Source organism: Halomonas sp. Ps84H-12, from assembly GCF_024124725.1.
Classification (GTDB): Bacteria; Pseudomonadota; Gammaproteobacteria; order Pseudomonadales; family Halomonadaceae; genus Vreelandella; species Vreelandella aquamarina.
Map to the genome: position 1 here is coordinate 116,195 of NZ_JAMXSJ010000008.1, position 23,260 is coordinate 139,454.

The 23,260-nt window shown below is 55.2% G+C and carries 27 protein-coding genes, 2 rRNA genes and 1 pseudogene; 17 read left to right on the plus strand and 13 right to left on the minus strand.

The features are described from left to right. Nucleotides 1-2 precede the first annotated feature (2 nt). Nucleotides 3-3,527 (minus strand): type I restriction-modification system endonuclease, encoded by a 3,525-nt coding sequence (gene hsdR, locus NH344_RS06240; RefSeq protein ID WP_228168865.1) that lies wholly within the window; start codon nt 3,525-3,527, stop codon nt 3-5. A gap of 170 nt (nt 3,528-3,697) precedes the next feature. On the opposite strand from hsdR, the gene NH344_RS06245 reads away from it, so the two are divergent. Together NH344_RS06245 and NH344_RS06250 are read left to right on the plus strand one after the other, a co-directional pair. Next, nucleotides 3,698-4,078, plus strand: a complete 381-nt coding sequence (locus NH344_RS06245; RefSeq protein WP_044629638.1) for an NnrS family protein — start codon at nt 3,698-3,700, stop codon at nt 4,076-4,078. Nucleotides 4,079-4,125: 47 nt separating this feature from the next. Then, the gene (locus tag NH344_RS06250; protein WP_044629653.1) at nt 4,126-4,509 is read left to right on the plus strand and encodes a SirB2 family protein; all 384 of its coding nucleotides are present in this window, start codon (nt 4,126-4,128) and stop codon (nt 4,507-4,509) included. A 4-nt stretch (nt 4,510-4,513) separates the two neighbouring features. Here NH344_RS06250 and NH344_RS06255 read toward each other — a convergent pair whose 3' ends face one another. Further along, nucleotides 4,514-4,951 (minus strand): DUF488 family protein, encoded by a 438-nt coding sequence (locus tag NH344_RS06255; protein WP_044629639.1) that lies wholly within the window; start codon nt 4,949-4,951, stop codon nt 4,514-4,516. Between the two features lie 118 nt (nt 4,952-5,069). Between NH344_RS06255 and NH344_RS06260 the strand changes: the two genes are divergently transcribed. Then, nucleotides 5,070-5,627: a YIP1 family protein gene (locus NH344_RS06260; RefSeq protein ID WP_044629640.1), complete on the plus strand. Its 558-nt coding sequence runs from the start codon at nt 5,070-5,072 to the stop codon at nt 5,625-5,627. A gap of 104 nt (nt 5,628-5,731) precedes the next feature. On the opposite strand, the gene hmpA is transcribed toward NH344_RS06260, so the two are convergent. Continuing rightward, nucleotides 5,732-6,901 carry an NO-inducible flavohemoprotein gene (gene hmpA / locus NH344_RS06265; protein WP_044629641.1) on the minus strand — a complete coding sequence of 390 codons (1,170 nt, stop codon included), beginning with the start codon at nt 6,899-6,901 and terminating at the stop codon, nt 5,732-5,734. A gap of 137 nt (nt 6,902-7,038) precedes the next feature. Between hmpA and NH344_RS06270 the strand changes: the two genes are divergently transcribed. The 3 genes and pseudogenes from NH344_RS06270 (at nt 7,039) to NH344_RS06280 (ending at nt 9,511) form a co-directional block, all read left to right on the plus strand. Next, a complete protein-coding gene (locus NH344_RS06270; protein WP_044629642.1) occupies nt 7,039-7,491 on the plus strand; it encodes an Rrf2 family transcriptional regulator in 453 nt (150 codons plus the stop codon). Between the two features lie 67 nt (nt 7,492-7,558). Beyond that, nucleotides 7,559-8,573, plus strand: a protein-coding gene (locus tag NH344_RS06275) for an IS630 family transposase (RefSeq protein WP_137093693.1) whose coding sequence is annotated in 2 segments (ribosomal slippage) — nt 7,559-7,954 and nt 7,956-8,573 — 1,014 coding nt in all. Because the reading frame shifts where the segments join, the coding sequence is not laid out codon by codon here. A 123-nt stretch (nt 8,574-8,696) separates the two neighbouring features. Continuing rightward, nucleotides 8,697-9,511 (plus strand): annotated as a pseudogene (locus NH344_RS06280) (IS630 family transposase). A gap of 202 nt (nt 9,512-9,713) precedes the next feature. On the opposite strand, the gene NH344_RS06285 reads toward NH344_RS06280, so the two are convergent. Together NH344_RS06285 and NH344_RS06290 are read right to left on the minus strand one after the other, a co-directional pair. Then, the gene (locus NH344_RS06285; RefSeq protein ID WP_044629646.1) at nt 9,714-10,007 is read right to left on the minus strand and encodes an XRE family transcriptional regulator; all 294 of its coding nucleotides are present in this window, start codon (nt 10,005-10,007) and stop codon (nt 9,714-9,716) included. A 26-nt stretch (nt 10,008-10,033) separates the two neighbouring features. Further along, nucleotides 10,034-10,357: a type II toxin-antitoxin system RelE/ParE family toxin gene (locus NH344_RS06290; protein WP_044629647.1), complete on the minus strand. Its 324-nt coding sequence runs from the start codon at nt 10,355-10,357 to the stop codon at nt 10,034-10,036. 219 nt (nt 10,358-10,576) lie between these two features. On the opposite strand from NH344_RS06290, the gene NH344_RS06295 reads away from it, so the two are divergent. Next, nucleotides 10,577-11,430, plus strand: a protein-coding gene (locus NH344_RS06295) for an IS5 family transposase (RefSeq protein ID WP_137093691.1) whose coding sequence is annotated in 2 segments (ribosomal slippage) — nt 10,577-10,930 and nt 10,933-11,430 — 852 coding nt in all. Because the reading frame shifts where the segments join, the coding sequence is not laid out codon by codon here. Nucleotides 11,431-11,581: 151 nt separating this feature from the next. After that, on the plus strand, nt 11,582-12,526 hold the full coding sequence (locus NH344_RS06300) for a co-chaperone YbbN (RefSeq protein WP_044630721.1): 945 nt from the start codon (nt 11,582-11,584) through the stop codon (nt 12,524-12,526). Nucleotides 12,527-12,540: 14 nt separating this feature from the next. Here the strand turns inward: NH344_RS06300 and NH344_RS06305 are convergent, their stop codons facing one another. Next, the gene (locus NH344_RS06305; protein ID WP_172415849.1) at nt 12,541-13,704 is read right to left on the minus strand and encodes a PatB family C-S lyase; all 1,164 of its coding nucleotides are present in this window, start codon (nt 13,702-13,704) and stop codon (nt 12,541-12,543) included. Nucleotides 13,705-13,743: 39 nt separating this feature from the next. Between NH344_RS06305 and NH344_RS06310 the strand changes: the two genes are divergently transcribed. Further along, a complete protein-coding gene (locus NH344_RS06310; protein ID WP_044630719.1) occupies nt 13,744-14,175 on the plus strand; it encodes a hypothetical protein in 432 nt (143 codons plus the stop codon). A 1-nt stretch (nt 14,176) separates the two neighbouring features. Here the strand turns inward: NH344_RS06310 and NH344_RS06315 are convergent, their stop codons facing one another. Continuing rightward, on the minus strand, nt 14,177-14,536 hold the full coding sequence (locus tag NH344_RS06315; protein ID WP_044630718.1) for a hypothetical protein: 360 nt from the start codon (nt 14,534-14,536) through the stop codon (nt 14,177-14,179). A 111-nt stretch (nt 14,537-14,647) separates the two neighbouring features. On the opposite strand from NH344_RS06315, the gene NH344_RS06320 reads away from it, so the two are divergent. From NH344_RS06320 to NH344_RS06340, 5 genes are all read left to right on the plus strand, one after another. Beyond that, a complete protein-coding gene (locus NH344_RS06320; RefSeq protein WP_253027656.1) occupies nt 14,648-15,454 on the plus strand; it encodes a hypothetical protein in 807 nt (268 codons plus the stop codon). A gap of 73 nt (nt 15,455-15,527) precedes the next feature. Then, nucleotides 15,528-15,935: a thioesterase family protein gene (locus tag NH344_RS06325; RefSeq protein WP_044630716.1), complete on the plus strand. Its 408-nt coding sequence runs from the start codon at nt 15,528-15,530 to the stop codon at nt 15,933-15,935. A 40-nt stretch (nt 15,936-15,975) separates the two neighbouring features. Continuing rightward, nucleotides 15,976-16,278 carry a hypothetical protein gene (locus tag NH344_RS06330; RefSeq protein WP_044630715.1) on the plus strand — a complete coding sequence of 101 codons (303 nt, stop codon included), beginning with the start codon at nt 15,976-15,978 and terminating at the stop codon, nt 16,276-16,278. 12 nt (nt 16,279-16,290) lie between these two features. After that, the gene (locus NH344_RS06335; protein WP_044630714.1) at nt 16,291-16,812 is read left to right on the plus strand and encodes a DUF501 domain-containing protein; all 522 of its coding nucleotides are present in this window, start codon (nt 16,291-16,293) and stop codon (nt 16,810-16,812) included. Between the two features lie 62 nt (nt 16,813-16,874). Continuing rightward, the gene (locus NH344_RS06340; protein ID WP_253027657.1) at nt 16,875-17,420 is read left to right on the plus strand and encodes a TIGR00730 family Rossman fold protein; all 546 of its coding nucleotides are present in this window, start codon (nt 16,875-16,877) and stop codon (nt 17,418-17,420) included. 24 nt (nt 17,421-17,444) lie between these two features. Here the strand turns inward: NH344_RS06340 and NH344_RS06345 are convergent, their stop codons facing one another. Together NH344_RS06345 and NH344_RS06350 are read right to left on the minus strand one after the other, a co-directional pair. Next, nucleotides 17,445-17,951, minus strand: coding sequence for a hypothetical protein (locus NH344_RS06345; protein WP_044630712.1), 507 nt, complete (start codon nt 17,949-17,951; stop codon nt 17,445-17,447). A 38-nt stretch (nt 17,952-17,989) separates the two neighbouring features. Continuing rightward, complete coding sequence (locus NH344_RS06350; protein ID WP_058579721.1) at nt 17,990-18,484, minus strand: tetratricopeptide repeat protein; 495 nt, start codon at nt 18,482-18,484, stop codon at nt 17,990-17,992. A 249-nt stretch (nt 18,485-18,733) separates the two neighbouring features. Between NH344_RS06350 and NH344_RS06355 the strand changes: the two genes are divergently transcribed. Together NH344_RS06355 and yaaA are read left to right on the plus strand one after the other, a co-directional pair. After that, nucleotides 18,734-19,765: an NADP(H)-dependent aldo-keto reductase gene (locus NH344_RS06355; protein ID WP_137093686.1), complete on the plus strand. Its 1,032-nt coding sequence runs from the start codon at nt 18,734-18,736 to the stop codon at nt 19,763-19,765. Between the two features lie 123 nt (nt 19,766-19,888). Then, nucleotides 19,889-20,668 carry a peroxide stress protein YaaA gene (gene yaaA / locus NH344_RS06360; RefSeq protein ID WP_062363193.1) on the plus strand — a complete coding sequence of 260 codons (780 nt, stop codon included), beginning with the start codon at nt 19,889-19,891 and terminating at the stop codon, nt 20,666-20,668. Between the two features lie 2 nt (nt 20,669-20,670). On the opposite strand, the gene NH344_RS06365 is transcribed toward yaaA, so the two are convergent. Then, nucleotides 20,671-21,246, minus strand: coding sequence for an isochorismatase family protein (locus tag NH344_RS06365; RefSeq protein ID WP_137093682.1), 576 nt, complete (start codon nt 21,244-21,246; stop codon nt 20,671-20,673). 142 nt (nt 21,247-21,388) lie between these two features. Here NH344_RS06365 and NH344_RS06370 point away from each other — a divergent pair, with 142 nt between their 5' ends. Next, on the plus strand, nt 21,389-22,240 hold the full coding sequence (locus tag NH344_RS06370; protein WP_062363199.1) for a Tim44-like domain-containing protein: 852 nt from the start codon (nt 21,389-21,391) through the stop codon (nt 22,238-22,240). Nucleotides 22,241-22,356: 116 nt separating this feature from the next. Here NH344_RS06370 and NH344_RS06375 read toward each other — a convergent pair whose 3' ends face one another. The 3 genes from NH344_RS06375 to NH344_RS06385 form a co-directional block, all read right to left on the minus strand. Then, on the minus strand, nt 22,357-22,545 hold the full coding sequence (locus tag NH344_RS06375; protein WP_058579726.1) for a hypothetical protein: 189 nt from the start codon (nt 22,543-22,545) through the stop codon (nt 22,357-22,359). Between the two features lie 268 nt (nt 22,546-22,813). Continuing rightward, nucleotides 22,814-22,929 (minus strand): 5S ribosomal RNA (rrf, locus tag NH344_RS06380). 132 nt (nt 22,930-23,061) lie between these two features. Then, nucleotides 23,062-23,260, minus strand: a 23S ribosomal RNA gene (locus tag NH344_RS06385); the annotation flags it as partial.

Below are 23,260 nucleotides of genomic sequence, written 5' to 3' on the forward strand. Positions count from 1 at the left end.
TTTCAGGCACTTTGCTGCGGCCACATCGCCTCATTCAATTCCTCAAGCACGGTATCCAGCTGCTCTCCCAGCACCTTGTTCATCTGCTTCGCCCCGCCATCATCGGCAAACCGGTGGTTCACAAACGTCCGGTCGATGATGACTTCGTGCACCAGTTGCTTGGCCAGGCGTTCCAGCCATTTGCGCTGGTTCGGGGTCCAGTTGTGCTGGGTGAGAATGCGGTCCATGGCTCCGGCCACACGCTGTTCGAAGGGAATCAGCGGTTCGCCCAGAGCGGCGCGGCGGATGTAGCCGATGATGCTGGCGGCGATGTCTTTGTTGGTCTGGTTGCGCACGGCGCTTTGCAGGCGGGCTTCGGAGTAGCCGTGGTTGTCCAGCAGCAGTTTTACTTCCCGTAGCTGTTCCCGGGTGAGGTCCCGGGGTTTGTTGACCACGACTGCGAGCGCGGCGGACTGGTTGAGTTGCTGTTTGATGAACTCGTTGAAGCTGTCCAGGTAGTCTTCCGGCTTGTCGTGTACACCGTAGCTCTGGATACGTTCGCGGATTTCGTCTTCGTGGTCGGAAATCAGCGGCATATATTCGCTGCCGACCAAGGATTTCACCTCGGCTAGCTGGCTCAGCAGGCCGCTGTGCTGCTTGATGAACTCAGAGGCTTGGCGGGGGCCGAGCTGGTGCAGGTGGGTGTGCAGGGATTTGGGTTCCACGCCCCAGCTCTGGTGCAGCTCGTCCAGTTTCTGTTTCAGTTCCGGGCGGTTTTCGGCTTTGTTGTCAGCTTTGCGCAGCACCCGCATGAGTTTCTGGCTGAGCTGGCTGAGTACCACATCGGCCTGGCTTTCATCGGCTTGTTCACCGGGACTGTTGAAGGCCTTTTCCAGCTGCTCGTCGTCGGTGAGTTCGCCCACCAGTTGTTCCAGGGTGATGTTGGGGTCTTTCACCAGGGGCTTCATGGTGTTCACATCTTGCAGGGCGGCGTAGATGTCCACCGGGTCGTAGATGCGGAACACGGTCTTGCCGATCTCATCACAGCGGCGGGTGGCGCGGCCGATCATCTGCTCGTAAAGAATGCGTGAGCGTATCCGGCGCATGAATACCAGGTTGCAGATACGCGGCACGTCGATGCCGGTGGTCAGCAGGTCTACGGTGATGGCGATGTTGGGGTAGCGCTCGTTCTTGTAGCGGCGAATAAGCTGGTCCACCTTGTCGCTCTGGCCGGTAATTTTGGCCACGGCGGCTTCGTTGTACTGGCCGTTGTAGAGAGCTTTGAAGGCTTCATCCAGCAAGCGTTTGACCATATCCGCGTGTAGGTCGGTGGCGCAGAAGATCATGGTTTTTTCGTCGCCGAACGGGTCCAGCTCCTGCATCAGTTGTTCGCAGATCACCCGATTGAAGTTCTCGTTGATCACCCGGCGGTTGAAGGTGTCCACCTCGAAGGTCAGTTCGTCTTCCAGCTCGGTGGTGTCCACTTCTCCGGTCTGGCGGTTGATGACTTCGACCGGTTTGCCCTTCTCAAAGGTAATGCCGTTCTGGGTCAGCAGGGTTTCATAGCGGATGGGCGGTTCGTGGTCGATCAGCCAGTCGTCGGCCACGGCTTCCCGGTAGGAGTAGGTGTACACCGGCTTGCCGAAGATCTCGCTGGTGTGCTTGGCCGGGGTGGCGGTGAGGCCGATTTTGACCGCATCGAAGTAATCCAGCACCCGGCGGTAGCTGGACAGGTACTGGCTGGTGTCGCGCAGAGCGAGTTCGCCTTCGGTCATTTCCTGGTCCAGGGTGTAGCCCCGGTGGGCTTCGTCGATGATGATGCAGTCGAACTGGTCGATGGGCGGCGGGTTGTCGCTCATGAAGATGCGTTTGACCATGGCCTGCACGGTGGCCACCTGGATGCGGGTTTCCGCTTCGGCGGCCATGTCGCCCAGCTCGGCCACGTTGTAGATCTTGCTGAGGGGGTGGTTCTGCTCCAGTGGTGCTTCGTTGAAGGCGTCGATGGCTTGCTGGCCCAGGGCGGTGCGGTCCACCAGAAACAGGATGCGGTGAAAGCGTTCGGCTTTCAGGAAACGGTACATCAACCCGATGATGGTGCGGGTTTTACCGGTGCCGGTGGCCATGGCCAGCAGGGCGGTGCGAACGCCTCGGGCCAGAGCGTGTTCGGTGGCGACAATGGCCTTCTGCTGATAGTCCCGCAGTTTCAGGTAGCCGAAGGGCTCGTCTTTTAACAGTTTCTCGGCGTTTTCTTTGTCCCGTTCCAGCAAATCCAGCAGGCCGCCCGGCGTGTGGAACTGCGGCAGTGCCCGGCGCAGGTTGCAGGGCTCGCGCACATCCCGGAACCAGGTGCCGGACTGCTCCGCCAGTTGCGGTACATAGGGCCGGCCGTTGCAGGAATACACGAAGGGCACGTGGTAATGGCCGCTTTCGTCTGCGGGCCATGCGATGGTGCGGCCCATCAACTCCCAGGCGCCGACTAACGGAGCTTCCACTTTGAAGCCCTTGCTGTAGCGCTCGGCCTGGCGAATTTTACCGGCCACGTTGGTGTTTTCTTTCTTGGCTTCCACCACGGCAATGGGTGTTAGGCCGGCAAACAGCACGTAATCCGCCCTGCCTTTTTCGCCGTTGTGGTTGGTGGGCCACTCGGCAATGGCGCGGTAGTGGCCTTTCTCCGGGCGGGCGCCTTTCTGGAAGGTGATGTCCTGGCTGTCGGCTTCCCAGCCCGCTTCCTGCAGTTGCTGGTCGATGAGGATACGGGTGAGTTCTTCGTTCAGTACCAGGGTGTCGGTGGCAGCTTTGGTTTTCTTGGCCACCTGTTGGCGCTGCTGGTTAACCGTCTGCTCGCCCTGCTCCGTGAGCTGTTGTTGCAGGGCTTTGATCTTTTGCTCGTAGGCCTGTTGCTGTTGGCTCAGGGCCTGTTCGTGCTGGCGGGCCTGCTCGGCCAGGGCGCGGGATTCTTCATCCATGGCCACGGCCAGGGCTTCGTATTCGGCCTTCTCTTTTTCGATCAGCTGGCTGAGCTGCTGGCTGCCCTCCAGCGCCATGTTGGCGTGTTGCAGATCGTGCCGGAGCTTCTCGATGTCACTCTGGAGCTGGCGCAACTGGGCGCTGGGGTCAGCGGGCGGTACGAAGGGGCCGGACTTGAAGCTGGCACCGGCTTTGCCAAAAGAACGGTGAAACCAGATGGCCAGGGCCCGCGCCACTTTCAGGCCATCCATGGCTTCTTTGTGTTGGGTGCGGAACTGGTGAGTGGCTTTGTTGCCTTCAATCCGCAGGATATGGAACAGCTCTTTGATCTGCGGTTCCAGGCGCAATTCCCGGTTCAGGCGGTAGAGCAGTTCGGACTGGCTGGTTTGTTCGTCAAACTCGATGCCGGAGAGCGCGGCCAGATGCTGGGCCAGGGCTTCGCCTAGCTGGCGGAGTTTGATCAGAGTGGTGTTGGGGTCACTGGAGAAAGCCCCCTCAGCAGCGGATGCCAACTGAACAAAAAGCGCGTCATGCTCGGCTAGGAAACTAAAATTTGTTGAGATTTGGTCGCTGACTCGCACAAACGGCTCCATGTCATCTGCATTTAGCACTTACTAAGAAAGATTCAGCTTTCAGCATTATGCTACTAATCAATGGACTTTATCAGGGTGGTGCGAAATGACCACCCATAACGCAGCTAAATATACAGAATACTTAATTCATCAGCAGTGCTGCAGGAGCAAGCCAATCCATGACCGATGTAGTGGCCAAAGCTTTGCAGCAAACCCGCCTCATTCACGAGGGGGCCGATTTCTTCACTGGTCAACGGGTAGAAACCGCTTTGCACGCGCTTGCGATTGGTAGCATGGGCACGATGATGCTGGCAATGATGTCACGGGTATCGCTAGGCCACACAGGTCGCGCCATTCGCACACTGCCAGGGATTGGGGTCGCGTTAGCGGTGCTGCTTATCGCTGCGCTGCTACGCTCGATATGGTTAATGCTCTTTCCTCAATCTAGCCACTGGGTTTACAGCGTCGTCATTATTGCCTGGTGCTTAAGCTATCTAGTGTTTGTGTTGCACTACGCTGTGCCACTGTGGAGCGCGCGTGTTGATGGCGAGGACGGCTAACCATCGCCAATTATTGGCGCGGCATACAGCAAGGGAGGATGAGGGTGATTGAACACTACTTAATACTGAAACATCTGCATATCACAGCGGCTTATGCCAGCCTGGCATTTTTTGTTCTACGGGCATTCTGGTCGGTTCGGGGAGTAGCTTTACTGCAAGCGCGCTGGGTTAAAATCGTACCCCATCTGATGGATACCCTACTGCTCACACTCGGGGTAACACTGGCCGTTATACTCAACTTCTGGCCACTACCGCTCTGGCTGAGCGCCAAAATCACCGCGCTTGTGATTTATATTTTGCTCGGCACTGTCGCTATCAAACGTGGTAAAACACCTAAAATTCGTGCTACTGCCGCTATCGCCGCGGTTTTAGTGTTCGCTTATATAATCGGCGCTGCGGTAGAGCGCTCTGCCCTCTCCTGGCTTGGCTAAGGCATCAACGCTCGTGTCTAGAGGTGGGTAGCATATGAGCCCAGCAAGGCGGAGAAGAAGGTTCACTGTCGCTAGCGTCCTCTTCTGCAAGCGCGGCCAGCGTCGCTTCCTTTAGCACTGGAAGGTGCGACTTCTCTATGTGGCGACTTGCGGTGAGCAGCGTCAAACGCCCCTGCCGTGCATACGTCATTAGCGGTAGCAAATTATCTAGTGCTCTTTCCAGCTCATGACGGTAGCGTGAGTTAAACACTGCTTGGCTAATCTGTTGCTGATGGTAGTGACGGCGTAATTCGTTTGATGGCGCCACCTCCCTGCACCACTCATCCAGTGCCAGGGAGCTGTGCGCTTTCCCGCGTGGCCACAACCGGTCGACTAATAGTCGAGCTCCATCCTGCTCGTCGATAGGGGCGTATACGCGCTTTAGTTCAATGTGATAAATCATCGCTCTGTCACCCTATCCGCTGACAATGCCCTATTTGCTGCTACTCTAGAGATACTATCTCATGTGATGCAAAAAACGGTTTAGCCGATGTTCACTGGAGGGGTTAACGGTGAAAGTAATGGCCTACATGAAGATGCCTTTCAGCTATCGTGAAGGGTGGCGAGAACTTCAGGCAAAGTCTCCCTCAATTCCACTGCTGGCATGGTGTGTGGTGTTACCCATGTCGCTGCTTCCCCCCGTTATGCTCTACTTTGCTGGCACGCATTATGGCGATGCTTTCATGACAGGCTTTGCTGACCGCGAGTGGCGGTTCATCACCACTATTCTCTTTTTAGCTGAACTACTGACCTTTTTCATCATGGGCTGGGTAATCCACGCCGTCGTCAATGGCACGGAGCAGCTCTCCATCAATTATCAAGATGCCTACCTGCTGGCGGCTTTGGCTCCTTTGCCGCTCTGGGCATCTTCATTGGCGCTGGGGGTGCCCAGTCTGCTCTTTAATACGCTAGTGGCGCTCTTTGCACTAGGCATCTCTTGCAGTTTGATTTACCACGGCTTACAAGCGCTCTGCACAAGAAAAGAGCATGACGTCGTCACTATCTCCGCTACCTACACCATTATGTCGGCTGGCATTTTAGGGTGGGGAGTGCTGTTAGCCGTTATTTGGGCTTATTGAGCGGGGATAGGTTTACAGTGATAGTGCATATCGACTAGGGAGCTCAGCTTGTTTGAACCCCCTCCTACTTGCTCTATCGCCACTGCTCAGCAGCACCCTGCGAGTTACGCCGCATTTAACGCTTCGGCTGGGCCAAAGTGCTCAAAGTGTCGCTTCGAAGCTGGTACACCCAAGCGCTCCAGCTCTTGATTAATGAGCACCATAAAACCGTGTGGCCCTACGAAATAGCAACGAGCCTGGGCCGGCAAATAGTCCGATAGTAGACTCCGGTTAATGCGTCCTTGATGATTCCCGCCCGCCTCATTTTCGTAGATGGTGACAGTATTCAACTGGGCGGGGTATGCATTGCGTAACTCCGCCAAATCATCGGCAAAGGCGTGGTGCTCGGCATCTAGTGCAGCATGCAGGTAGGTAACGCTGCGCCCCTGTTCAAGCGCCTGCTTGGCAATTGGCAGCAAGGGTGTTTGACCGACGCCCCCGCTAATCAGCATCAACGGCTCTTTATTACCTGCCAAGATCAACTCACCCGCAGGCGGCAGCAGTTCGATGGTGTCGCCTACGTTAAGCTGATCATGAAAATAGCGGCTTGCTACACCGTGAGCTTCCCGTTTGATAGAGAGCCGATAGGAGTGCCCGTTGGGTACATCCGAAAGGCTATAGTGACGGTAAACCGGTTGGCCACCGATGGTAAGTTTGACACCGATATATTGCCCTGGGAGGTGGGCGGCAACTTGGCCACCATCTTCAGGTTCGAGAATGAACGAGCGAATCACGCAGCTTTCCTGGTGGGTTTTCGCAATACGAAAACGTCGAGCACCACGCCAACCGCCTGGCTCCTGCTCAAAAGCTTGGTAGCGCTGCTTTTCCAGGCTTATTAGCAGGTCAGCCAGCTCCTGATAGAGCGCACTCCAGGCATCGGCGACTTCCGGTGTTACTGCATCACCTAGTACTTCACCAATCGCCGCCATCAAACACTCACCCACAATGGGGTATTGATCCGGCTGAATGTCCAGGGCGACGTGCTTATTTACCACGATTTCTAACGTCTCTCTGGCTTTTTGAGGGGACTGGCGTAGCTGCACATAGGCAAGAATCATCCCTGCCAGTGCGCGGGGTTGCCCGCCATTTTGCTGATGCGCTTGATTAAATAGGGGCTTTACCTGGGGGTAGCGCTCAAACATAAGCGGGTAAAAGCGTTGAGTAATCACGTCTAGATGTTCTGCCACCACAGGTGCAGTGGCTTGAACAATCTCTTCTTGCATTGGTGTCAACATAAGCGCCTCATAAGATATATTTTAAATACATCTTTAAAATATCAAGCTTTCCCCTTGGCGTAAACAGAAGTCGAATATCATTTCCGCAGGCCTGCGCAGACCGTACAATAGAGTTTTACTTGAACTGATGGCCCTCTATGCACTTGACTCGCTATACCGATTACGCCATTCGCGTACTTCTCTACCTCGCGGTTAAGGGCGAAGAGCGCACCACGATCAATGAGATAGCACAGACGTTCTCCATCTCACGTAATCACTTGATGAAGATCGTTCAAGAGCTTAATCAGAAGGGGTATCTCACCGCCATACGCGGCAAAAATGGTGGATTATTGCTTGGCCGCTCACCAGAAACGATTTCACTGGGGGCTTTGGTCCGAGATACAGAACATGAGATGGCGCTGGTTGAGTGTTTTCGTGAAGATAATACATGTGTCATCACCCCCTCTTGCCGATTGCAGCCGATTCTGGCGGAAGCGCTCTCTGCATTTTTAAACGTGTTGGATCAATATACGCTTGCCGACTTGTTAGCAGATCGTACTTCACAGCTCTCAACGCTGATGCGTATTCCCACCCTCACCGTTCCCAACTAGCCGCTAAGTACTCGAGCACATATTTTCCGCTATGCTTATCCTGACCCGTTTAGCCAGGACGATAAGCATGGCCTTCCGCTTTGTGCCGCCCCTATCCGATGCTGACCATCAGGCATTAATGGCAACCTACACCTATGGAGAGAAACCGGCCCTGCGTCGTCGGGCTCATGCCATCGTACTGAGCCATCAAGGCCATACCATTGACCAGATCTGCAAGATTCTGACCGTCACCCGGGAAACGGTTTCGCTCTGGTTCGATGCCTGGGAGGCACAGGGCCTCGAAGGGCTCCGGGACAAGCCACGCACCGGTCGGCCCGCTATCTACAGTGATTCGGAGCGGGTACGGTTACTTGAACTCGTCCAAGAGGAACCTCATCAGTTGAAGGCCGTCCAGGCAAGGTTCCAACTGGAAACCGGTAAATGCGCCTGTACCATGACCCTCAAGCGTGCATTAAAAAAATCTGGGCTATAGCTTTAAGCGTACCCGGCGCTCCCTGAAAGGACGGCGCGACGAAACTGAGTTCCGCCATACTCAAGGCCTGCTGGCTGAGCTTCAGCGTTGGGAAGATCGGGGCGAGACGGAGCTGTACTATTTCGATGAATCAGGCTTTACCCAGTCCTCAGCCTTACCTTACGCCTGGAGTCCTATCGGCCACCCCCGGGAAGTGCCGGCCTACTCGCATAGTCAGCGCCTGAACGTACTGGGCTTCCTGAGCCGTCAGAGCAAGCTGATCTACCACTCGACGATAGCAACCATCACCACCGAGGTGGTCATCGACGCCTTCGACCGCCTGGTTGCCCAGAAGCCGCCGGACGCCTTTGCCATCGTGGTGCTGGACAATGCCAGTATCCATCGCTCGGCTCATTTCCAGCGTAAGCGACTAGATTGGCTGAATCAGCGTGTGCATGTCGTCTATCTCTCGCCGTATTCGCCAGAACTGAACCTGATCGAGATTCTTTGGCGCAAGGTCAAGTATGAGTGGCTGCCGTTGACGGCTTACGAAAGCTTCTCGTCCTTGAAAGACCATGTCCATAAGGTACTGTCAGGTTACGGCAGCGAATACCGGATTACTTTTTTATAGTTACTTAGTAGACTAACTATTTTTGGCATACAGGTAGCGCTTTGCAAAGCTCTTCACCTGTTAAGTGCCTAGTCTAAGTTTTCGTGTAACATCCATGCTAGGATTTCTGACACGGACAGAACCATGGAAAAACGCTTCGTTGCCCCTCTCTCTGAACCTGAACAACAGACGCTGACCTCCGCCTATCACCATAGCGAGAAGCGCGCTCTCCGTCGTCGGGCGCATGCCATTCTACTGAGTGACCAAGGCCATACGATTAACCAAATCAGCGAGATACTGCAGGTTCGTCGCGATGCCGCATCACGATGGTTCAAGCAATGGGAAGTGTCCGGTTTTGATGGTCTCATTCACTCAAGACCCAGCGTGACGAAACGGACTTTCGCAAAACGCAAGACCTGATGAAAGCGCTTCACGAGCGAGAGGACCAAGGCGAGCACGAGCTCTATTACTTTGATGAATCAGGTTTTTCACAAGCGTCGTCGGTGCCGTATGCGTGGAGCCCTATCGGCAAGCCTTGGGAAGTCACTGTCTACTCCCGCAGCCGAAGGCTAAACGTGTTGGGATTCTTAAGCCGAGCCGGAAAGCTGGTCTATCACACGACAACCGAGACAGTGACCACGGAAACGGTCATAGAAGCGTTTGACCAGTTTGTGATCCAGAAGGATCCAGACACCTTCGCCGTTGTGGTGCTCGACAATGCCAGCATGCATCGCTCCAAGGCCTTTAGGCGCAAGAGGGTGGAGTGGATGTCGCAACGTGTTCACCTGATCTATCCGTCTGCCTACTCACCAGAGCTGAATCTGATAGAGATTCTGTGGCGGCAGATGAAGTACACCTGGCTGCCTTTGAGTGCCTATCTCTCGTTTGAACGTCTACGTGAAGAGGTACACCGCTTACTCGGTGGTTACGGAACTGATCACGCGATTAATTTTGAATAGGCACTTATTGAGATCCGCTCTCAAGGTTTTATGCCAGAACACATTTACCTCCCACCAAGTGTTAGCGAGTGACTACTTGAATATTTCGTCAGGGTTGCTGCTTCAGTGACCTTCTTGATTGAGAGGCTCACCATAAAAATACGCCACAAGGTAAATCATTTTGCGATCCACTGATGGCTAATGGTCCGCTGATCTCGTTCTCTTAGGCAGCAACCTCTTGCTCGTCTTCAATCTCTAGTTCGAGATGGAAGTGAGCCGGCCCTGTCAGGTTGACCAAAGCATCAAGGCTGAACTTGTTAATGCGACCGTTCAGCAGATCATTGAGGCGCGGCTGAGTAATTCCTAATCGGCTGGCTGCTTCTTTCTGAGTAATATCCCACTCTCTCACACGGCCAGCAATTTTGGCCATGAGCTCGGAACGGAGCCTCATATTCAACGCCTCTTCAGGCGTATCCTCAATGGCATCCCACACGCTGTCGTAATACTCAATGGTCATTATCTCACCTCACTTAGTAGCTGGACTCAGGGCAGCTCTTTGTATCGTTGTTTGCCCAAATTGATATCTTTCTGGGACGTCTTTTGGGTTTTCTTCTGGAAGCAGTGGAGAATAAATACCACGTCACCTCGACTGGCCACGTAAAAAACCCGAAAGGCACCGTTATGGTCTCGAACACGGATTTCCATTACACCAGAGCCAACGCTTGGCATCGGACGAAAATCGTCTGGCTGACCTCCAGACTGAATTTTGTCTATCTGAAACCCCGCTTCTCTCTTAGCATCCAGTGGGAAGTCACGCAGCCTATCCTTGGAATCTCCGACGAATGCAACAGGTTTCTTGCGCGCCACGCTGACTCCTCAATCACCACAAATATTATATCAATATAGATATAATAAGCTTATCAATTAAATTGCTCAAGCTTTATGTCGAACATTACGAAGTGCCTAAACTCCATCAGGTTTCGCTCATCCATGAATCACATCTAGCGTAAGACTTGGTCTTATCCAGCGTAAGCGTTCATTCCAAGACGTAGTTGACCTACTTCACGTCACGGAGGGGCCTTAAAAATGGTCGGACGTTACGAGATCTCTGATAACGGCTGGGCACAGATTGAAGATATCGTGGCACCTCCTCAAACCATGGGCAGACCCAGGCGGGATGACCGCAAAATGCTCAATGGTATCTTCTGGATGCTTTGCTCTGGCGCCAAATGGCGTGATTTACCTGAGCGTTATGGCCCTTGGTCGACGGTTTATGATCGGTTCCGCAAGTGGCGTGATGACGGCACCTTTGAAGCGGTACTTTCTCGCTTGCAGCTCAAATTACGTGAAGATGGGCTGATGGATCTAGACACATGGATGATCGATGCCACTTCCGTGCGAGCTACACGCGCTGCCGCTGGAGGCGGTAAAAAGGGGGCTCGAAAGAACCGCTAGACAACGCGCTCGGCCGTAGCCGCGGTGGTTTAACAACCAAAATCCATTTGGTTTGTGATCGTCATGGCTGGCCACTGGCGTTCACGCTGTCTCCTGGTCAAGAGGCAGATTCTCGTCACTTCGTTGCGACATTAGAGAGCATTCATCTACCAGGTGGCGTCGGGCGACCTCGCAAACGTAGTCGCTATATGGTGGCTGATAAAGGATACGACAGCGATGAGCTACGTCGTTATTGCGATAGGCATGGCATCAAGTCCGTGATTGCTCAGCGCAATATGCACCGTAGAACCCGGCCTGGACTACCCAGGCGGTTCGATAAACCCAAATATCGGCAACGGAATGCGATAGAGCGTTGCTTTGGCTGGCTTAAAGAATGTCGCCGCATCGCCACACGCTATGAAAAGCTGGTAAGTAGCTTTAAGGCGATGGTATGCATGGCGTGCATCGACCGTTGCTTGCGAGCCAACTTTTCGCACAAAGCCTAGGGAATCGGCTTTCTTGTGCGTGTACGGTAAGCAATGCTTGGGGAAGCAGCTCGTCGGGTTCAGCGCTTTATTTCCCTTCACTTCCTTGAATCCCTGGGCGGCTGCCTGCATATCATGGAGTAACCTTTTTCATGCGATGCAGAGTTTACCCATGTCGATTATTGATCCCCGTACCGGCAACCCGATGACTGCCGACCCTGCTGCGAGCAGTAACGCGCCAACCGGTGGCGAGCGCCCTAGCGTGACTCGTGAAGAGGTCATCATTGAGCTCAACGCAGGCAACATTCAGCAAGTCCTGGAAGCCTCTATGCAGGTGCCAGTGCTGATGGACTGCTGGGCTCCTTGGTGCGAGCCGTGCAAGAACCTGATGCCGGTGCTTGAGAAACTGGCGGTGGAGTACGCTGGAGCCTTCTTGCTGGCAACGCTGGATGTGGAAGCCAACCCAGAGATCGCCGGGCAGTTGGGCGTGCGCTCCGTGCCTGACGTGAAGCTCATTAGCCAAGGCGGCTTAGTAGACAGCTTCCAAGGGGCACTGCCTGAAAAAGAAGTGCGCGAGTGGTTGAACCGCTACTTCCCTGCCCCCGGCGACGCACCGCCCAGCCCCGAAGAGCAGGCGGAAGAAGCCTTGAACGCTGGCGATGCCGCAGGCGCGCGGGAGATTTACCAAACGCTGATTGGCCAATACCCGGAACATTACGCCTACCAAATTGGCCTTGCCAAAGCGCTGGTGGCGGAAGGGCGTGGTGAAGAAGCCCGTAGCGTGCTGGATAACCTGCCGCCAGAGGAGCGCGATGCAGCACCCGCCCGTGGCGTTCGCGCCAGCATCGAGTTCAGCGAACAGGCACTCTCAACAGAAGAGATCGCCGCGCTGGGTGATCGCACTGACAGCGAAGCTCAGTACCAGCGGGCGCTACGCCAAGTGGCCGATGGCCAGTACGACGCAGGCCTGGAGGCTCTGCTGGCGCTGATGAAGCAGGACCGCGCCTATAACGACGACGCGGCCCGCAAAACGCTGCTACAGGTATTCGATGCGCTAGGGGCAGACCATCCACTAACCGTCACCTATCGTCGAAAGCTGTTTGCCCTGCTCTACTAGCACCACCGCATACCTTACGCTTTTAACAGCGTATCCATCCGCAATAACGCCGCTTCCAACTGGGAAGCGGTGGTTCCAAAATTCAAGCGCACAAATCCCGGGCAGCCAAATGCCGCTCCGTCGGATAGCGCCACTCCTGCCTGCTCTAAAAGCGTCTTTGCCGGCGACTCTCCCAGCCCTGCTTCACGCATATCCAGCCACGCTAAATAGGTCGACTCTGGCGCGCTAAGCGACACGCCGGGCCACATCGCCACACGCGCTTCCAATAACTTCCGATGGCCACGCAGTACTTCTAAGAGCTCCTGACGCCAGGGCTCACCGTCACGATAGGCCGCCTCAGCAGCGACTAACCCCAGCACGTTACCATCGGGCAGAAACCCTTTGGTGGCAGCAGCAAAGCGTTGGCGCAGTGTGGCATCGGGAATCACCGCACAGGCGCTGGTGAGCCCGGCTAAGTTGAAGGTTTTTGACGGTGCCCACAGAGTGATCGTGCGCTTAGCTAGCTCAGGGAACATGGCTGCCAAGGGTTGATGGCTCGCGCCCTCCTCCAGCAGCAAATCACAGTGCAGCTCATCAGACACCACCCATAGGTCGTGTCGCTCCACCATCGCTGCCAGCTGTTCTAGCTCCCGCGATGTCCAAACACGCCCGGTAGGATTATGCGGATGGCACCAGAGTAATAGACGTGTCTGTGGCGTGATGGCCGCTTCCAGCGCGGCTATATCCAGATGCCAAGGCTCGCCAGAGGCCGCTGGCTCCGCTAACATCGCCTGTTGCGCTAGCCGCCCAGTGCGTTCAGCCACGGCCAGGAAGGGCGGGTAAATAGGCGCAATGGTCAGCACGCCCTCCCCTGGCTGGGTCAATGCCATGGCAGCAAAGTGCAGCGCGGGCACTACACCGGGTAGCCACTGCTGCCATTCGGGCTCAATGGTCCACGCATAGTGGTGAGCGCTCCACTGGCAAAGGGCCGCTGTGAGCGTGGCGGGCACTTCGCCATAGCCGTAAACGCCGTGGGCCACCCGCCGTTGGAGCGCGTCGATTACCGCAGGCGGCGAATGAAAGTCCATATCGGCGACCCATAACGGCAGCACATCCTGCGCATAGCGGTGCCATTTCTGCGAGGCGTAATTACCTTCGGGAGCGCGTCGCTCGACGGGCGTGGCAAAATCGAACGCCATAACAAATCTCACTTATTTCCACGGGAGTAAATACTGAGCATGCCGCAAGATGACTTTTATACCAAGATGCGCGCTGGCCTATCGGCGCTGTTGCGGCAGTGGCGCTCGCTGGGTCAGGCAGATGCCGACCAGCTGGCACTCATCCTGGCAGAAACCGCTAGGGTCGCTAAACTAGGCACCCCCGATGCTACGCCAAGTGGCGCCACGCTGGAGCAGTGGAGCCAAGACCAGCAGGGCGAGATGCCGCTGTGGGCGCCACGCACGGCAGTGTTTCTGCTCAACCAGATGCCCGCCCGGCCTACCCCACAAAGCGATGAAGAAGCCTGCGCCTGGGCGTACTGCTGGCTGCGTAACCGCTCGTTTGATTCGCTGGACGCAGCCCGCGCCGCCCTGCCTGCCCACTTAGCCGGACCGCTGGACGAGGCCCTGGCAGCTGCCTGGAGCGACCAACAGGGGCTGAGGCTGGTATAGCTTAGCGCCGTTTGCGCCCCGGTGATTTCGGCTTGAAGCCCGAAGGCTTGGTGGCAAGCCAATCGACAAAAGCGCGAATATCGGCATCGTTCATCAACGCTTCCAAACTAGCCAAGCGGTCGGCCAGCTCGCGCTCGCTGTAGAGACGGTGAATGTGCTTATGGCAGGGATGACACAGCCACACAATGGCCGTTAGCCGCTCTTCACGGCTATGGCGCTTTTGATAACGCGGCTTGTTATGCAGCGTCCTTGGAATGAGATGGTGCTTGGTGAGCGGCGATGCACGCTGGCACAGTTCGCAGCCACTGGGTTTAGGCGGCGGAGAGAGCACCTGGGTACCGGAATCCGGTGAAAAGGGCACGGTAAACAGCCTCGCACGCTGGCAACATCTTAACGGTCAATAACACCTAATGTGCTAAAAATCAGCGACATAATAATAGTAACCACATAATAAACGTAAGGAAAACGCCGCATGCTAGAAGTACCACTCACTTGGCAGTTAGCAAAGCTGGGGCTCTCCGTCAGCATGGTTTTGGGCTTAAGCGCTATCGCTGTCCGTGCAAGCCCACGCATTGCAGGGCTACTCTCAGGTTATCCTTTAGGCACCGCACTAGCGCTGTTTTTTATCGGTTTAGAGATCTCGCCCACCTTCGCTACCCAGAGCGCCGTGCATACGCTGGCCGGGTTTACCGCGACAATGGCATTGGGGGCAGGTTATGTGGTCACAGGCCGCCAGCCTGGCATCAAGGGCGTTATTAGCGGTGTGCTGGGAGGCTTTGCCGCGTGGCTGGTCATGAGTACCCTGCTCGCGCAGTTCAGCTTCACCCGCTTCAGCGGCACGCTGGTGACGCTTTGTGCCATTGGCGTCTTCAGTTGGCTGTTCCGCTCCATTCCCGATGTGAAGAGTACCGCGAGCAGCGCCTTTTCTTGGCCCGCGCTAGCGGCACGCGCGGGGCTTGCCACTGTTATTATTTTTGCTATCACCCGTATCGCCCACTGGCTCCCCCCAGAGTGGGCAGGCACGCTGGCTGCATTTCCCGTCACCATGCTGCCATTTTTGCTGATCCTGCACGTGGGGCATGGGTATGCCCCCGTCGCCACAGTCATTAAGCATTATCCCATGGGCCTTGGCTCGCTGCTGAGCTATACCCTATGCGTTTCGTACACTTACAGCACGCTGGGGCTTTTCTGGGGAACGCTGGCAGGATTTCTCGCCGCGACCCTATGGCTGCTTGGCTGGATGCAGTTCACTGCTTGGCAACAACGCCGTAACGCTTGACCTAGCGCTCGCTTGGGTTAATTCTGGGAGGGTTCGTACCTCCCTCGTTCCCTCTAATAATAAGGATAGCGCTATGTTCACTCGCACCATTGAGCCCGCTTTTTACGATACGGATGCCCTCGGCCATATTAATAACACGCGGCTCCCCGCTTGGTTTGAGCTGGCACGCAACGACCTGTTCAAACTGTTTACGCCCGACCTGAACCCTAAACAGTGGCGATTAATCATGGCGCGCATGGAAGTGGATTACCGCGCTGAACTGTTTTACGGCCATGACATCGAAATCCGTACCTATCTAACCCGTTTGGGCAACAGCTCGTTTACCGTCACCCAGGAAGCGCGGCAGCATGGTACGCTGACCAACTTAGGGCATACGGTAATGGTGCAGTACGACCATCAAGAGAAGCGCGCCGTTCCTATTGAGGGTGAGCTGCGCGAGGCGCTGACAGCACATTTGGATACCGCGCCCGCCTCCGCTTAATTCCCCCTGCCATGTATGGTGGGGCCTTCCAGGAGTCACCATGGCTATTCGCTATAATCTCTGGATTGATCCTGACAACACGGCGCAGCATCGCGCCGTGGAAGCCGACCTTGAACGCTACTTCATGGAGCGCTTCGCTGATTACCCGCATATCCGCTTGTTCGGCGCAGACCCCTACGATTATGATGCCCCATTCAATCGACTTTACGACGTGCTAATGGCCCGCGCAGCTGAGTATTGCGAGGAGAAATGGCGCTATGTCGCTTCTCCAGAGCAGCTTAACCGCTGCTTTTTCCGTGCCGTTGGCCGCTCAAATAAATTTGTTCAAGACGACCGAAAGTGAGAGTTCTACGCAATGGTAATTCGTACCGACCAAGCACCCGACGAGCGCCAGCTGGCGATTATTACCCAACAGCTCGGGCGAGCGCCTCGCGGTATCGAAGCCGTTGCAGCCACGGATACACAGGGCACCCCTTTAGTGCTGCGCATGTCGCCGATTGTGGATGGCAAGCCTTTCCCCACGCTTTACTGGCTCTGCTCCGACCTGCTTAAAATCGAGATTTCGCGCATTGAAGCCGTCGGCGTGATCAAGTCGCTAGAACAGCGTCTGCAGGACGAACCTGACTTCTTAGCCGCTTACCAACAGAGCCATCGCGATTACGTTGATGCCCGCTGGCGCTTTATGAGCGAGGCTCAGCGCGAAGAAGTGGCACGCCTGGGCTACACCGATGTTCTCACCGAACGCGGTGTAGGCGGCATCAGCAACTGGCAGCAGGTGCGCTGCCTACATACTCAATACGCCCATCATCTGTGCGGTAACAATGTGATTGGACAGTGGATGGACGAACACTACGACGTACAGCGCTGCCTAGGCTAGATGTCCTGCAATGCCTCCCACTGATTCACCCTTAACTCCTCTGCGATAAGGACGCCCCGACTATGTCACGCATCTGTGTTTACCTCGGCTCAAGAGAGGGCAACAGCCCAGCATTCCGCCAAGCCGCCCATACGCTTGGCACGGCTCTTGGGCAACGCGGGCACACCTTGGTATACGGCGGCGCACGCGTCGGGCTGATGGGGGAACTGGCCAATGCGGCACTAAACGCGGGCGGCAGCGTCATCGGCGTTATGCCCGACCATCTCGTTGAGCGTGAACAGGCTCATTTCGGCTTAACCGAGCTGATTCGCGTGCCTAATATGCATGAACGTAAAGCCACCATGGCGGCGAACGCTGACGCCTTTATCGCCTTGCCCGGTGGCATTGGCACGTTTGAGGAGTTGTTTGAGATCTGGACCTGGGGCTATTTGGGGCTACACGACAAGCCGATGGGCCTGCTAGATACTGATGGATTTTACGCCCCACTGCTGGCGTTTTTAGACAGCACGGTCAGCCACGGTTTTCTGGCGCAAGCTACACGAGATATGCTGCTCGATGCACCGATGCCCAGCCAGCTATTAGACGCTTTAGAAGCAGAACTAAGCTGAGTACGAGCAGAGTAGAATGGAAATTTATACTTTGGTAGTCAGCGTGCGCGTACGCTGATAGGTGAGCTGGAGCAAGCGAGCATCTTCCCCAGCACGGTGGCGGTGGATGCCACGCTCAGCCACTACCGCCTCTTTGGTATCGCTCCACAGCGCCTGTTGCTCTTCGCTGAGCAGGATGCGTAGCGCTTCCAGACGAAAGCGTGGCAGCATGCCAGCATGGTGGAACAGTAACGACAGCCAGGTATTATCGTAGCCCCAACTATCGCTATAAGCCTTACCTAGCTCCCGCAGTTCATCATTAAGCCACTGGGCAACTTGGCGCACCGGGTAGCCCTCTTTCATCAGCCGATCACGAGAAATACCGTGCAGTAGCTCGGCTTTTGGATCCCAATGGGTCCACTCATCTAATGGCTGAATAAGAAACGCGCAGCAGCTACCGTCAGCACGCGCAATGCCAACTTCAATCGGGTAGCTGCCGCGCCCGAATCCGGACGCTTCAATATCTAGCACTGTGGGTAGCGTCTCGGACACTGACTTCCTCTTTTACGTATCGCAACCTGACTGACGATTTAGGCGGCGGCCATCTCCACTGCTGGCTGTTGCTCTGCCATGCGCTGCCAGTAATCGGCCTGCTCGTGATCTACCGCCAAGCCTAGCTCACCGATTCGGTAAGCACGCGCCAGGCGCTCAGCCGCTAAGTAGTGCCCCGCCTGTGCCGCACGGGCATACCAGGTGACCGCATAATCCTCACGACGGGGGTACTGTACACAGCCGTGCTCGTGAATTTGCGCAACCTGATACTGCGACTTTACATCGCCCGCCTGGGCGGCTTCTAGCACATATCGCGCACCACGAGCTTTATCTTGTGGAGATAAACTGCGATGGAACAGCATATGCCCGTAAATAGACTGCGCATCTGGGTGCCCCGCTTCTGCACACCGTTTAAACAGTCGCATGGTAAGGCGCTGCGTGCGCGGTGAGCGCGGTAGTAACCAACGAGTATGGAACAACTGTTCGGCCAGTCGAAACTCTAACCGTGTAAACAATGATGATGCCTGCGGCATGGCAAACCACCCTGCCTATCTGTTGAGACCTTCGGCTAACCATCTCACCTTCCGCGACGGCTAACCATACGATAAACCGGCGCTTGGCCGGTCGATGGGCTGGCAAGCATACGCCTGCCTTCGTCGTGACTCAACCCTATTGATTTGCTGCTTTTGTAGACGCTCGCTAACATGCCTCCCACAGGCTGATATCGGCGATATGGATCGCCACCTTTCCAGACACATTTTCGCCTTAGCGAGGAGACAATCATGCAAACGCGCCCACTGGGTAGAACCGGAATTGAGGTCAGCCGACTCTGTCTAGGCACCATGACCTTTGGTGAGCAAAACAGCGAAACTGAGGCTCATGAACAGCTCGACCGCGCGGTGGCGTTCGGTATTAACTTTATCGACACGGCGGAGATGTATCCAGTTCCCCCAAAAGCAGAGACACAAGGGTTAACAGAGACCTATATCGGTAGCTGGCTAAAAGCACGGGGCGCTCGCGACGATGTCATCATTGCTACCAAAGCGGCAGGCCCAGGTTTGGAGCATATCCGCGGCGGCCCCAAAATGAGCCGGGACCACCTTCATCAAGCTATTGATACCAGCCTTGAGCGTCTGCAAACGGATTACGTCGATCTGTATCAGTTGCACTGGCCTGATCGTAACACCAACTTTTTCGGCAAACTTGGCTACACCCACGCTGAGCAGGAAGACGCCACTCCGTTGGAAGAGACGCTCTCCGCACTTAAAGAGCTGGTCGATTCAGGTAAAATTCGCGCTGTAGGACTCTCAAATGATACCCCTTGGGGCGTCATGCGGATGTTACAGCTCTCTGATCAACTAGGACTGCCTCGTGTTGCCTCCATCCAAAACCCCTACAATCTGCTGAACCGTTCATTTGAAGTGGGCTTAGCAGAAGTTGCACATCGTGAAGATGTGGGCCTGCTGGCCTACTCACCGCTGGGGTTTGGCGTGCTATCAGGCAAGTACCTTAACGGTGCTCAACCGCCAAAGGGCCGCTTGATGCTCTATGAGCGCTTTAAGCGCTATACCTCGCCGGAGGCAGAGGCCGCTACGCAGGCTTACGTCAACCTAGCCAAAGAGCACGGGCTCGACCCAGCGCAGATGGCACTGGCGTTTATTAACTCGCGCAGCTTCCTTACCAGCAATATTATTGGTGCTACCACCATGGATCAGTTGGAAAGCAACTTGGCCAGCGAGAGCTTGAAGCTGGATGAGGAAGTGTTAACCGCCATCGACGACATCCATCGTCGTATGCCCAATCCTTGCCCTTAACGGCTCCTATCGTGCCGATAGCCTCGGCCACCGCCGAGGCTTGGTATAATCTTTCGACTTACTCTTTTTTCGTTACTCATTTCGGGTAGCGACTCTCTTTTGCCACGGCATAAGGAGCACGCCATGCTGAGCGTTATTTCCCCCGCCAAAACGCTGGACTTTGAAACACCCTCCACCACTCAGAACGTCACCCAACCGGACTTCCTCGACTATAGCCAGCCGTTGATCGACATCTTGCGCGACTACTCACCACAGCAGCTAAGCGATCTCATGGGGATTAGCGATAAGCTGGCCGGACTGAATGCGGCTCGCTTTGCTGATTGGCAGCCCCCTTTTTCTCTCGACAACGCGAAACCCGCCGTGCAGGCTTTTCAGGGGGACGTGTACACCGGCCTTAAAGCCGACACCTTTAGCGAAGCGGATAACCAGTTCGCCCAGCAGCATTTACGTATTTTATCGGGCCTGTATGGCTTACTACGGCCTCTGGATCTCATCCAGGCCTACCGGCTGGAGATGGGCACCAAACTGCCTAATGACGCAGGTAAGGACCTCTACGCTTACTGGAAGCCGACGCTCACGCATGCACTGAACAGCGCCATCGCTGAGAGCGGCTCGAAAGTGCTGGTGAACTTAGCCTCCAACGAGTACTTCAAAGCCGTAGATGTAAAAAAGCTGGATGCTCAAGTAATAACGCCAGTCTTTAAGGATGAAAAGAACGGCACCTTCAAAATCATCAGTTTCTACGCCAAAAAAGCCCGGGGTTTGATGAGCGCTTGGATCATTCAGCAGCAGATTAATAGCCCGGAGGCGCTCCAGGGCTTCGACGTGGCAGGATACCGCTTTGATACAGCAGCTTCAGAAGGCAATACGCTAGTGTTCACTCGCCGTGAAACGGACCGTTAAGATCAATAGAACGTCACTGTTTGAGCTGCTCGCGGCTTCAGAAAGTGTCGATGGATCTCTTTGAAGGTGGCTGTGTCGCAACGGTAAAGCCACTCATAGGCCACCATATCGGCGGAGACCGCCGTCGCGCCATTTGCACAGGCACGCTCTCTTGCAAGGCGCGCCTCTTCTGGGCGGCGGCTGGCGGCCGCCTCACTGAGCCAGAACACTTTATATCCCGCTTCTAATAGGCCAAGCGTGCTCTGCAGCACACAAATGTGTGCTTCGGTTCCGCATATCACCACTTGTTTGCGGCCAAGGGCTGCCAGCGCCTGTGTAAACGCAGGCTCCTCGGTCACACTAAAGTGTAGCTTTTGCCACGTCTGGTGCGCCCCTAAACCACTCAATAGTCGGGCATCGGTTCCGCCCAGACGCTCGGGATACTGCTCGGTAAGCCATACCGGTACCTGCAAATGGTTGGCAATGCCTGCCAGCCAAGCCGCCTCTTGGATAGCGTTGTTACCTCCTTCTATCACCGGTAGCAATCCGGCCTGAAAATCGACCATGAGCAATACACTTTGAGTCTGATCTAAACGCACTTTTTGCTCCTACTTTTGTCTTTATAGTGAATCCCACCATAACCCACGCGATGCGTTACACGGTAAACTGGCGATTGACTATTTTCTATGCGCTTCATTCAGAGGCGTTGGGCATTACCTGCATCCTTATTGGAGAATCAACATGTTAAGGCAATTCTTTGTCATGCTACTGGTGAGCGTCATGGGCTTTAGCGCCGTAATTGAGCACGCTGAAGCACGCCGTTTAGGCGGCGGTAGCAGTATGGGCAGCGTCTCGCGCTCCGCTGACCGCCCGGCCAGTACACCCGCACAGCAACAGGCGCAGGGCACTCAGCAACAGGGAGCAGGTGCTGCCACCGCTCGCCGTGGTGGTATGGGCGGTATGATGGGTGGGTTACTGGCAGGCGGCCTGCTAGCGGCGCTTTTCTTTGGAGGTGCGTTCGATGAACTGCGCATAATGGATCTCCTGCTGATGGCTGGCATCGCAGCGCTTGCCATCTTCGCTTTCCGGGCCTTTATGCGGCAGCGACGTCCTGCACCTGCCAACGCTGCTGGCTATCAGCGTGAACGCCAGGAGACACAGCACACACCTGCCAGTAACTTCACAGCAGCACCTGGCAGCCTTGCAAGCGGTTTGCAGAGCACGCCGGACTGGTTTGATAAAGAGCGTTTTCTCGGCGGTGCAAAAGAGCATTTTATGACGCTTCAGCGCGCTTGGGATAATAACGATTTCAGCCAAATTCAAGAGTACGTTACGCCAGAACTCTACAACCTGCTACGTCAAGAGCGTGCCGAGCAGCCTGCCAATAACCGTACAGAGGTAGTGCGTCTGTTTGCGGAGCTTGGCGATATTAATGAATACGACGGCCACGCCGAAGCTACCGTCATTTTCCACGGCATTTTGGAAGAGAATGGTGAGCAAACTGAGTTTAACGAAACGTGGCATTTAACCCGTGCCATGCGCGATCAAGCACCTTGGTATTTGCAGGGTATTGAGCAAAACCCAGGCGCATAAACCTAGCTACATAGGTTAATAAGCCCTAAAACACAAAACAGCCGCTTCTTAGCGGCTGTTTTTGTATCGATATAATTTCAAGCTACTCGATAGCTCATGATAAGCGACAGGCTCGCTTAGTCCTCGGCGAACTCTTCAATATTCTCACCCATCTCTTCTAGGCTATCGCCAGCGTCTTCCATGCTCTCATCGATATTCTCACCAGCTTCTTCCGCTGGGCCTTGATTATCACAAGCGGCCAAACCTCCCATCATCATGGCCATTAGTAATGCGAGTGCAAGCTTCTTCATTAGTGGGGTACTCATATCGCCTCTCCTCCTGAGATGGTGCTTCAATAATAGGTACCCACTCATACTAGTTGCTCGCCACGCCTATCGCCACCATACCCTAGTAACTCCTTGTTATTTAATTTCTTAAAACGGTCGTTTCAAGGAAGCTTTGTGCATATCGCTGTATACATTAGAGAAAGCAAAAAGCCCCAAGCAGGCGGTGCACGGGGCTTGGGTCATGGCGCGCTTATCGAGCGCGCAACAAAAAACCCAGCCGTTTGGCTGGGTTTTTTGCGGTATAAGTGCCTGACGATGACCTACTCTCGCATGGGGAGACCCCACACTACCATCGGCGCTAAGCGGTTTCACTGCTGAGTTCGGCATGGGATCAGGTGGTTCACGCTCGCTATGGTCGTCAGGCGTAACGGGTAATGCATATCATGCTGGGCGTCATTGACGTGTTGTGTGATCGTCTCTTGTCAGCAAGCGCCTTGGCTTGCTGCTGCGTATCCGGTTTTCGTTATCACTGCGACCAGACCCCTTGGGTGTTATAGGGTCAAGCCTCACGGGCCATTAGTACACGTTAGCTCAACGCCTTGCAGCGCTTCCACACCGTGCCTATCAACCAGCTGGTCTCGCTGGGCCCTTTAGGAGACTCGAGGTCTCAGGGATGTCTCATCTTGAAGGGGGCTTCCCGCTTAGATGCTTTCAGCGGTTATCCCGTCCGACCATAGCTACCCGGCAATGCCAC